Here is a 9,363-nt window from a genome sequence, read left to right on the forward strand (position 1 = left end):
GGCCGCCTTGATCGACCCGAAGCTGCCCGCATAGGGTTCAGTGGGTGATGGCGGACCACATGCCCCAGGTGGCGATACTCGACGACTACGCCGGCGTGGCCCTGCGGCTCGCGGACTGGTCACCGGTGCAAACGCGTTCCCGCTTAACCGTTTTCGACCGGCACCTCGCCGAGGAGGAGGCCGCCGACGCGCTGCGGCCGTTCGACGTGATCTGCACCCTGCGCGAGCGAATGGCGCTGCCGCGGACGTTGCTCGAGCGGTTACCGAACCTGAAGCTGATCACCATCGTGGGCAGGAACCTGCCCAACCTGGACATGGCCGCGGCAACGGAACTGGGAATTTTGGTCGCCCACACCGACTTCGCGCATCCCCGATTCCGATCCGTGCACGACGCCACCCCCGAGTTCGCCTGGGGATTGCTGATCGCCACCGTGCGTAACCTGGCCGAGGAACACCGCCGCATGCGAGACGGCGGCTGGCAGTCCACGACGGGTCTCACGCTGTCCGGCAAGACGCTCGGGCTGCTCGGCCTCGGGCGGGTGGGCCAGAGGATGGCCGAATACGCGAAAGTGTTTGGCATGGACGTCATTGCGTGGAGCCAGAACCTCACCGCAGACGCCGCGGCGGCGGTCGGCGCGCGCCGGGTCGAGAAGGCGACGCTGTTCGAGCAGGCCGATGTCGTCTCCATACATGTGGTGCTCTCAGAACGCTCCCGAGGGCTGGTGGGCGAACCCGAGTTGGCGTTGATGAAGTCGCACGCGTACCTGATCAACACCTCGCGGGGGCCGATCGTCGACGAGGCCGCGCTGCTGAACGCCCTGCGTTCCGGGCGCATCGCCGGCGCAGGCCTCGACGTCTACGACGTCGAACCGCTGCCACCGGATCACCCCTTGCGACTGCTCCCGAATGTGACCCTGTCGCCGCACCTGGGATACGTCACCCGAGAAATGCTCAGCGCCTTCTACGCCGACACGGTGGAGGCGGTAAGCGCCTGGCTGGACGGGACCCCGACCCGAATCGCCAACCCCGAGGCGTCTGATCAGGCGCGCTTGCGTCTCCAGTGAGGACTCTTGACCGCTTCGAGGGCTTCGGTGACATAGCGGTCCAGCGGCCATTGGCGGCCGGACGGGCGCACCCATCGTTGGAAGCCGAAATCCGCTGCGGCGAAGGCGAGTTGGACCAGCAGGCCGGGGCGAATGTCGGTGTCGGGATTCACGCCCATCCGCTCGGCGATCAGCTTGGCCGCGCGCTCCTTGTCGGCGGGTGTGTGCACGGTCACCTTGCGCAGCCGATCCGGGGCAACCAGCAGCGCTTGTCGCCATTCGTCGGTGTCGGCCTGCTCGAAGGACCGCGTGCGGGTGACGATGGCGTTGATCAACGCGACGTCCGGCGGCTCGTTGGCCGGCCGCTGCTCGAGCAGGTTGACGATGGCGGCGCCGCCGTGCCGGACGGGCGCGAGCAGCAACTCTTCCTTCGTCGGCACGTAACGGAAAAAGGTTCGCGGGGAAACGCCCGCGGCAGCGGCGATTTCCTCCGTTGTCACGGCGTCGTATCCGCGTTCGACGAACAACCGGAACGCCGCGCGCCGGATGTCGGCCCGGATCTGTGCGCGCTGCCGATCGCGCAGCGACTCGCCTCTGGTGGGTGGCGTCACCGGAAGCAGCCGATCCCGCCGTCGACGTGGATGGTCTGTCCGGTGATGAACGAAGAGTCGCCGCCCAGAAGGAACGCGACCAGCGCGCCCACATCGGTTCGGACGTCGCCGATGCGTTTCATCGGAACGCGCCCAACCGCCTTCGCATAATCGTTGGGCGCGAACTGTTTCCACAGCTTGACACCGTCCGACTCGGCGAACGGGCAGATGACGTTGACCCGGATGTTGTCCCTGCCCCACTCCAGCGCGGCGACCTTCGACAGGCCGCGGATGGCCTCCTTCGCGGCGGCGTAGCCGCCCCACCGGGGCTCGCCGCCGGTGCCCGTGCCCGAACCCAGGTTGACGATCGACCCCCCGCCCGCCCCGACCATCACCGGGTGTACGGCCTGCATGAGCAGAAACGTCGCACGCGGGCCGACGTCGTGCCCGAGCGCGAAGTCCTCGGCGGTGATGTCGACGAACGCCTTGGGCTCGTTGGTGGCGATGGCGTTGTTGACCAGGCCGTGGACCGTGCCGAACGCGTCGACCGCGGCCGCCACGATGCGTGCGGCGCTGTCCGGGTCGCGCAGGTCCGCGGTCAGCTTCTCGACACGTCCCATCGAGGACAGCTCGGCGGCCGTCGTGCCCAGCAGCTCGTCCTGAATGTCGACCAGCAGCACCGCCGCGCCGCGTTCCAGCAGCGCCGCGGCGACGCCCTTGCCGACGCCTTGGGCGGCGCCGGTGACGATCGCGACGTGGTCACGCATCGAGGCGGGGTGGCTGTAGGTCATTCGGACGGCCCCATGCGAAGCGGCACGCCGCGGTGCATCTCGTAGGTGCTGCGCGCACCCTCGGGCAGCTCGATGAATTCGACGGGGGTGCCGTCCGGGTCCTTGACGAAAAACATTCGAACCCCGCCGATTTCGAATGGCGGCTGGTCGGGTGTGTAGCCGGCCGCGATGACACGGCGGTGCGTGTCATCGAGGTCGCGCACCGACAGGGACACGTTGTGGATTCCGGTGATGCCTCGACGCGGGGGCCGGTGATTCGGGGGATCCGCGCCCAGCGACAGCAGCTCGACCATCAGCCCGCCCAGCAGGCCCCCCACCACCCGGCCCTCCTGCTTGCGGGTGGCGTGCAGGACCGCGTCGAAAGGCTCGCCGGAGACCAGGGTTTCGAACACGACTTCCATGCCCAGCAGGTCCCGGTAGAACGCCATGGCGCGGTCCATGTCGGTCACCCCGACGACGAGGTGACAGAACGAGACGTCGCCCAGGGCGCCGGTCATCACGACGCGAGGCCGGGCGCCGGGCGCCCGGCGAACAGGGGGAGATCGAGGTAGGTCTTGATTCCGGGTCCAGCGGCGCAGACGTCGGGGATGGCGTTGACGCAATGGTTGGCCGTGGCCACCACGCCCGGGTTTTTCACCAGGCCTTCGGCGATGGTTTCCGGCTGCAGACCCTTGAAGGTGAGGCTCACGGTGGGGTCACCGGTGATCTCGACCTCGAAGCGCTCGCCCCGACCGCCGAAATTCCAGACGGGCTCCAGGTTTTCCTCGCCCATCAACCAGTTCACCGCCGCGGTGATGACCGGCTCGCCGTCCACCAGGGCCTGCCAGCGGAACCGGCGCGCGGCGACCGTCCCCGTGGTGATCGGGAAGGGGGCATAGTCGATGTCGGCGGTCGCCACCGCGACGTCCTGAATGGTCCTGATGTTCGGATCGATGCGGAATCCCATGTGATCGGCGATCATTCGGACCGATTGTTTGAAGCCCGCCTCCAGCAGGCTGGCCATGGGCCCCTGCATGGCTTCCTCGGGGGTACCGCCGAAGCCCATGATGTGGCGCACGACGTCCGGGGCGTTGTAGGTGCGGATGTCGGAGAATTCCTCGGCGCGAATGTGGGTGACGGCCGAGGAGAGCGAGGACAGCATGAGTGGGAATCGTTCGGTGATGCCCCCGGGGTGGATCCCCGAGCCGTGCAGGGTCACCCCGGCTTCGGCCGCGGCGTCGGCGACGGCTTGGTGCCGCGCATTGCCCGGGTCGGGGTACACCCAGCCGACGGGGGTGACGACGTTCTTACCGGATCGCAGGATCGCGATGACCTCGTCATCGTTGGGTACCAGGGGGCTGTACACGACACAGTCGGCGTCCAGCGCCAGGATCTCGTCGATGCTCGAGGTCGCGGTGACCCCGAGGTCCTGTGTTCCGAGGATCCGTCCGACGTCCATGCCGTTCTTGCCGGCGCTGTGCACCCAGCACCCGGCCAGCTCCAGCTGCGGATGATTCAGGACGCACTCGATGGCCGCCTTGCCGACGCCCCCGGTCGCCCATTGGATGACGCGGAGCTTGGACGGACCACTCATCAGCTGACCTCCGATTTCCATGCCTTTACAGGCCAACGACCGGAATGGCACAGTATGACCCGCTGACAGTGACTGTCAACATTGGCTTCGGGTAGGAAGGCCTGGCATGAGCGTCCTGGACGGCAAAGTCGCGATCGTCACCGGAACCAGCCGCGGGGTGGGCGTCGGGATCGCGCACGAACTGCTGCGCGCCGGCGCGACCGTGGTCGGCTGTTCGCGCTCGCCGCTGGACGCCATTCCCGGTATCGAACCCGAGTGGGCCGCCCGGGCCTCCCAACGGGTCTGCGACCAAGGGGACTACCGCGCGATCGACTCCTTCGTCGCCGGCGTCGTCGCCGAGCACGGCCGCATCGACATCCTGGTTAACAACGCCGGCGGCACCGTGCCGGCGCCCCACGTCGAAAGCATTCCCGAACTGGTGCAACGGATTCAGGGGGCGCCCGCCAGCGACGACGAGTACGAGCGCACGGCGCTGTTTCACGCGTTCGCGGTGCAGATGAACCTCATCAGTCCGCTCTGGTTCGCGATCCGCGTCTACCGGCAGATGCGCACGCAGGACGGCGTCGGCTGCATCATCAACATCTCCAGCGGCGCCGGGCATCCCGCCGGCTCACCGACGTTGGTTTCCTACGGCGCGGCCAAAAGCGGGCTGAACCATCTCACCCGCTCGCTGGCGCAGGAGTGGGGGCCCCAGGTGCGGGTCAACTGCATCGCCCTGGGGCCGACGATGACCGAGAACTTCCGGTCGTTCGTGCTGCCGAAGGACGACCCCTCTGGCGCAACGTATTTCGCGGCCGTCCCGCTCCGGCGGGCGGGCGAGCCCGCCGAGGTGGGCAGGGTCTGCGTGTTCCTGGCCGGCGGGGAGGCCGACTTCGTCAACGGCACCACGATCGAACACGACGGCGGGATGCTGCCCGGCGTGCTGTACGACGCGGGCCTGAAGACCATCACCGATCTGCTGTAATCGTCACCATGAGCAGTCCCCTGGAACCCACCGCGGAGCAATTCGCCGCTCTGGCCGCACGCCCGGCTGACGAACCGGTGATCATGGTCAACCTGCTGAAGTTCAAGACCCCCGGCGGCCTGGAGGCCTACCGCCGCTACGGCGTGGCGGTGATACCGCACCTCGAGCACGCGGGCGCTATCGTCCGCTACGCCGGCATCGCACCGACCGTCCTAATCGGTGAGGGTGAAAAGCCTTGGTGGGACGCCATTCTCATCGTCGAGTACCCCACCCCGCAGGCATTCATCGACATGGTGAGCGATCCGGGCTATGCCAAGGCCCACGAGCATCGCATCGAGGCGCTCGAACGTGGCGGCCTGATCGCGACGTCGGCGTGGTCCATGACCCTCGATTGAGCGAGTTCTAGCGGTGGGTCCCCGGCCGGGGTCTAATTGGTGGATGGAATTGATGATGCCCACCGACGCGATCTTTCTGCTGGGGGAATCGCGCGAACACCCCATGCACGTCGGCGGCTTGCAGTTGTTCGAGCTGCCGAGCGGCGCCGGCCGCGGCTTCGTCCGGGAGCTTTACGACCGACTGGTGGCGCAGGATGACTTCCAGCCGACGTTTCGCAAGCATCCGGCGACGTTCGTCGGTGGCATCGCCAACCTGGGCTGGTCCTACGACAAAGACGTGGACGTGGACTACCACGTCCGGCGCTCGGCCGTGCCCTCGCCCGGACGGATCCGGGAACTGCTCGAGCTGACGTCGCGGTGGCACAGCAGCCTGCTGGATCGCCACCGTCCGCTGTGGGAGACGCACATCATCGAGGGCCTCAAGGACGGCCGGTTCGCCATCTACACCAAGATCCACCACGCACTGATCGACGGCGTCTCCGCGCAGAAACTGATGCAGCGCGCGCTGTCGACGGATCCCGAAGACACCGAGATGCGCGCGCCCTGGACCCTGCCCAAGAGCAAGCGCAAGGCCAGCCCGGCCAGCCCCCTGCGTTCGGCGCTGCAGGCGGCGGGATCCGTTGCGGCGCTGGCCCCTTCGTCGATATCGCTGGCGCGGGCGGCGCTGTTCGAGCAGCAGCTGACGCTGCCCTTCGGCGCCCCGCGCACCATGTTGAACGTCAAGATCGGCGGCGCGCGCCGCTGCGCCGCGCAGTCCTGGTCGCTGGACCGCATCAAGGGTGTCAAGAAGGCCGCCGGCGTGACCGTCAACGATGTGGTCCTGGCGATGTGTTCGGGCGCGCTGCGCTACTACCTGCTCGAGCAGAACGCGCTGCCGGACACGCCGCTGATCGCGATGGTCCCGGTGAGCCTGCGCACCGAGGACGAGGCCGACGCGGGCGGCAACCTGGTGGGCGCCATCCTGTGCAACCTCGCCACCGACACCGACGATCCCGCCCAGCGACTGCAGACCATCAGCGATTCCATGCGCAGCAACAAGCAGGTGTTCTCGCAATTGCCCCGGTTCCAGGCGCTGGCGCTGTCCGCGGCCAACACGTCCGCCCTGGCGCTGGCGGCGGTGCCGGGCTGGGTGGCGTCGACGTCGCCGCCATTCAACATCATCATCTCGAACGTGCCCGGGCCCACCCAGCCGATCTATTACGGGGGCGCCCGGCTCGACGGCAACTACCCTCTGTCGATCGCGCTGGACGGGCAGGCGCTGAACATCACCCTGGCCAACAACGCAGGCAATCTGGACTTCGGACTGGTCGGCTGCCGGCGCAGCGTGCCGCACCTGCAGCGCCTACTCGCGCACCTGGAGTCGTCGCTCAAGGACCTGGAACGTTCGGTCGGGTCCTGACCGAATGCCGAAGCGCAGTGCCGGTGTGCTGTTGTACCGCGTCCGTGACGGCGTCGTCGAAGTGCTGATCGCGCATCCGGGCGGCCCGTTCTGGGCGCGGAAGGACGACGGGGCCTGGTCGATTCCCAAGGGGGAATACGCGGAGGGGGAGGACCCCTGGGCCGCGGCGCAACGCGAATTCGCCGAGGAGCTCGGGCTTTCGGTACCACCCGGCGCCCGGCTGGATCTCGGTGAGCTGAAACAGTCTGGCGGCAAAGTGGTTTCCGCCATCGCCGTCGGCGCTGACCTCGACGTCACCGACGCGCGCAGCAACACCTTCGAACTGGAGTGGCCGAAGGGTTCGGGCAGGTTGCGGGAGTATCCGGAAGTCGATCGGGTGGGCTGGTTTTCGGTGACCCAGGCGCGGGTCAAGCTGCTGAAGGGTCAACTCGGATTCCTGGATCGCCTGATGGCGGATCCGGCGTTGGCGGCACTGGCGGACGGCGCGTAGCGCTCTCCCCCCGGTCCGCCGCCGGGACGGGCAGAATGGCCCCATGACGACCGCCCCTCCCGAGCAGGCCGAATCCCAGGGGCTGCTGCTGCAGCTGCTGGATCCAGCCGTCCGGGTCGACCCGTACCCGCTGTTCGCCCGTTTCCGCGAGCGCGGCGCCGTCCAGCTGGCCGACGGCAACCTGGCCGTCTTGTCGAGCTACCGCGACTGCGACGAGGCGCTGCGGCACCCGTCGTCGAGCAGCGATCGGCTCAAGTCGACGGCCGCCCGCCGCCAAATCGAGGCGCAGACGCGGGAACTGATCAAGGCCGGGGCACGGGTGCCCGCGCCGATCCCGCCGGGTTTTCTGTTCCTCGATCCGCCGGATCACACCCGGTTGCGCAAGCTGGTCAGCAAGGCGTTCGCGCCCAAGGTGGTCAGCGCGCTGCGCCCCGAAATCGCCTCTCTCGTAGACGGATTGCTCGAGCGCATCGCCGAGCGAGGACGGTTCGAGGTGGTGCAGGACTTCGCCTATCCGCTTCCTGTGGCGGTCATTTGCCGCCTGCTCGGCGTTCCGCTCGAGGACGAGCCGCAGTTCGGTCGGGTGTCCGCGCTGCTGGCGCAATCACTCGATCCGTTCGTCGCCTTCACCGGAGCGCCGTCGGACAACCTGAAAGAACGGATGGACGCCGGAATCTGGTTGCGCGCATATCTGCACGGTCTGATCGAGCGGCGACGGTCGCGGCCGGGTGACGACCTGATGTCCGGGCTGATCGCGGTGGAGGAATCCGGCGACCAGCTGACGGAGGAGGAGATCGTCTCCACCTGTGTGCTGCTGCTGGTCGCAGGCCACGAGACCACGGTGAACCTGATCGGCAACGCCATTCTGGCCATGCTGCGCGAACCGGCCCAGTGGGCCGCCCTCGGCGCCGAGCCCGCCCGCGCCGCGGCCGTGATCGAGGAGACGCTGCGCTTCGACCCGCCGGTGCAGATGATCGCCCGGACGGCCGCCGCCGACATGACAATTGGCGGGACGGAAGTTCCCGCGGGCGACATCATGATGCTGTTGACGGCCGCCGCCCAGCGCGATCCGGCCGAGTTCGACCGGCCCGACGTCTTCGACCCCGACCGACCGGCGCTGCGGCACTTGGGGTTTGGCCGGGGAGCACACTACTGCCTGGGCGCACCGCTGGCCCGACTGGAAGCCGGCGTCGCCCTGTCGGCGATCACGGCCCGCTTCCCGGCCGCGCGGCTGGACGGGGACCCGCACTACAAGACCAACGTCACGCTGCGCGGGTTGTCGCAACTTTGTGTCGCGGTCTAGTTCAGTCGCGTTCCCAGGGTGGGCGCTCGCCCATCTTCGTGTAGTACTTGGCGAGGTGGCTCTTGACCCGGTCGACGTCCGTCTTCGGCAGGTCGACGCCGCCGCGCGCACCATCCATGATGGCGCCCGCCGCCATCACCCCGCGCGGCACCGCCTTGAGGTCGCCACCGATGACATCGGCGATCAACAGCTTGTACGCGGTGAAGTTGCCCTTCTTTTCGCCGTCGAACCAGACGTGGGCGTCACCGAATTCAGGAGGCGTGCGTAACCATGGCTAAGCGAACCGGGGAGCCGGCCGAACACGCGGACCAGCAACAGCAGGCGCTGCACCACCATGTATCCGAACACCATATGAAACAGCAGCTCCTCGTTGCTCCACCTGGTGCCCTTTGTTGCTTTGGTCCAATCCTGGTCGTCGGCAAGCTCGATCAGGTGCCGGAAATCGACGCGCACCCGCTCGAGTTCGGCGGCGATGGCCGCGCGATCGATCGGTTGTGGCATACCTTGCCCCGGCGGGTAGTGACGCGAACACCTCCATCATCGGCCATCCGTCGCACCGGATGCGGACATGACCCGCACGTTTAACACCCGCCGTCGGCGGGCACGCGAACGTACATGTCCGTGACAGCTTTCCAGGACCTGCCGTTGGCCGATCGCGACCGCAAGTGGGACGGTGACGCCGCCGAAAAGCGGGTCCGCAAGTGGGCCGGGGCCGAGGACGCGCCGAATCAGAAGTACCGCGACGCCCACGTCTGGTTCGACGGCGAAAAGAAGGGCAACTTCACCGCGTACAAGCTGTTGATCGCCGGTCATCG

General features: G+C 67.8%; 11 protein-coding genes and 2 pseudogenes. 7 read left to right on the forward strand and 6 right to left on the reverse strand.

Annotated elements, in window-relative coordinates:
• The first annotated feature begins 59 nt into the window (after window positions 1-59).
• The gene (locus tag A5702_RS18465) at window positions 60-1,064 is read left to right on the forward strand and encodes a D-2-hydroxyacid dehydrogenase family protein (RefSeq protein WP_068222546.1); all 1,005 of its coding nucleotides are present in this window, start codon (window positions 60-62) and stop codon (window positions 1,062-1,064) included.
• Here A5702_RS18465 and A5702_RS18470 read toward each other — a convergent pair.
• From A5702_RS18470 to A5702_RS18485, 4 genes are read right to left on the reverse strand one after another with little or no spacing between them, the layout of a single operon-like run.
• Window positions 1,040-1,654, reverse strand: coding sequence for a TetR family transcriptional regulator (locus A5702_RS18470; protein WP_068222526.1), 615 nt, complete (start codon window positions 1,652-1,654; stop codon window positions 1,040-1,042). The two genes, A5702_RS18465 and A5702_RS18470, sit on opposite strands and share 25 nt — an antisense overlap.
• Window positions 1,651-2,424 (reverse strand): SDR family NAD(P)-dependent oxidoreductase, encoded by a 774-nt coding sequence (locus A5702_RS18475; protein ID WP_068222529.1) that lies wholly within the window; start codon window positions 2,422-2,424, stop codon window positions 1,651-1,653. The genes A5702_RS18470 and A5702_RS18475 overlap by 4 nt, the downstream gene beginning before the upstream one ends.
• Window positions 2,421-2,921, reverse strand: a complete 501-nt coding sequence (locus A5702_RS18480; RefSeq protein ID WP_055403524.1) for a VOC family protein — start codon at window positions 2,919-2,921, stop codon at window positions 2,421-2,423. Before A5702_RS18480 ends, A5702_RS18475 begins: the two co-directional genes overlap by 4 nt.
• Window positions 2,921-3,997 (reverse strand): dihydrodipicolinate reductase, encoded by a 1,077-nt coding sequence (locus A5702_RS18485; RefSeq protein WP_068222549.1) that lies wholly within the window; start codon window positions 3,995-3,997, stop codon window positions 2,921-2,923. Before A5702_RS18485 ends, A5702_RS18480 begins: the two co-directional genes overlap by 1 nt.
• Before the next feature lie 106 nt (window positions 3,998-4,103).
• On the opposite strand from A5702_RS18485, the gene A5702_RS18490 reads away from it, so the two are divergent.
• The 5 genes from A5702_RS18490 to A5702_RS18510 are packed head-to-tail and all read left to right on the forward strand — an operon-like array spanning window position 4,104 to window position 8,548.
• Window positions 4,104-4,961: an SDR family NAD(P)-dependent oxidoreductase gene (locus A5702_RS18490; RefSeq protein WP_055403523.1), complete on the forward strand. Its 858-nt coding sequence runs from the start codon at window positions 4,104-4,106 to the stop codon at window positions 4,959-4,961.
• Window positions 4,962-4,969: 8 nt separating this feature from the next.
• A complete protein-coding gene (locus tag A5702_RS18495; protein WP_055403522.1) occupies window positions 4,970-5,356 on the forward strand; it encodes a DUF1330 domain-containing protein in 387 nt (128 codons plus the stop codon).
• Between the two features lie 43 nt (window positions 5,357-5,399).
• Window positions 5,400-6,755 (forward strand): wax ester/triacylglycerol synthase family O-acyltransferase, encoded by a 1,356-nt coding sequence (locus A5702_RS18500; protein WP_055403521.1) that lies wholly within the window; start codon window positions 5,400-5,402, stop codon window positions 6,753-6,755.
• A gap of 4 nt (window positions 6,756-6,759) precedes the next feature.
• The gene (locus A5702_RS18505) at window positions 6,760-7,245 is read left to right on the forward strand and encodes an NUDIX domain-containing protein (RefSeq protein ID WP_068222532.1); all 486 of its coding nucleotides are present in this window, start codon (window positions 6,760-6,762) and stop codon (window positions 7,243-7,245) included.
• Between the two features lie 43 nt (window positions 7,246-7,288).
• Window positions 7,289-8,548 carry a cytochrome P450 gene (locus A5702_RS18510; protein WP_068222535.1) on the forward strand — a complete coding sequence of 420 codons (1,260 nt, stop codon included), beginning with the start codon at window positions 7,289-7,291 and terminating at the stop codon, window positions 8,546-8,548.
• A gap of 1 nt (window position 8,549) precedes the next feature.
• On the opposite strand, the pseudogene A5702_RS18515 reads toward A5702_RS18510, so the two are convergent.
• Window positions 8,550-8,801 (reverse strand): annotated as a pseudogene (locus A5702_RS18515) (hypothetical protein); the annotation flags it as partial.
• Complete coding sequence (locus tag A5702_RS18520) at window positions 8,732-9,049, reverse strand: hypothetical protein (protein ID WP_068222538.1); 318 nt, start codon at window positions 9,047-9,049, stop codon at window positions 8,732-8,734. The pseudogene A5702_RS18515 and the gene A5702_RS18520, both read right to left, overlap by 70 nt.
• A 114-nt stretch (window positions 9,050-9,163) precedes the next feature.
• On the opposite strand from A5702_RS18520, the pseudogene A5702_RS18525 reads away from it, so the two are divergent.
• Window positions 9,164-9,363 (forward strand): annotated as a pseudogene (locus tag A5702_RS18525) (hypothetical protein); the annotation flags it as partial.

Source organism: Mycobacterium sp. E3339 (assembly GCF_001666915.1).
Taxonomy (GTDB): domain Bacteria; phylum Actinomycetota; class Actinomycetes; order Mycobacteriales; family Mycobacteriaceae; genus Mycobacterium.

Excerpts from the sequence above, each read along its gene's own strand:
- A5702_RS18465 (WP_068222546.1), top strand. The coding sequence starts at position 60 with ATGCCCCAGGTGGCGATACTCGACGACTACGCCGGCGTGGCCCTGCGG.
- A5702_RS18475 (WP_068222529.1), bottom strand. The coding sequence starts at position 2,424 with ATGACCTACAGCCACCCCGCCTCGATGCGTGACCACGTCGCGATCGTC.
- A5702_RS18480 (WP_055403524.1), bottom strand. The coding sequence starts at position 2,921 with ATGACCGGCGCCCTGGGCGACGTCTCGTTCTGTCACCTCGTCGTCGGG.
- A5702_RS18485 (WP_068222549.1), bottom strand. The coding sequence starts at position 3,997 with ATGAGTGGTCCGTCCAAGCTCCGCGTCATCCAATGGGCGACCGGGGGC.
- A5702_RS18490 (WP_055403523.1), top strand. The coding sequence starts at position 4,104 with ATGAGCGTCCTGGACGGCAAAGTCGCGATCGTCACCGGAACCAGCCGC.
- A5702_RS18495 (WP_055403522.1), top strand. The coding sequence starts at position 4,970 with ATGAGCAGTCCCCTGGAACCCACCGCGGAGCAATTCGCCGCTCTGGCC.
- A5702_RS18500 (WP_055403521.1), top strand. The coding sequence starts at position 5,400 with ATGGAATTGATGATGCCCACCGACGCGATCTTTCTGCTGGGGGAATCG.
- A5702_RS18505 (WP_068222532.1), top strand. The coding sequence starts at position 6,760 with ATGCCGAAGCGCAGTGCCGGTGTGCTGTTGTACCGCGTCCGTGACGGC.
- A5702_RS18510 (WP_068222535.1), top strand. The coding sequence starts at position 7,289 with ATGACGACCGCCCCTCCCGAGCAGGCCGAATCCCAGGGGCTGCTGCTG.
- A5702_RS18520 (WP_068222538.1), bottom strand. The coding sequence starts at position 9,049 with ATGCCACAACCGATCGATCGCGCGGCCATCGCCGCCGAACTCGAGCGG.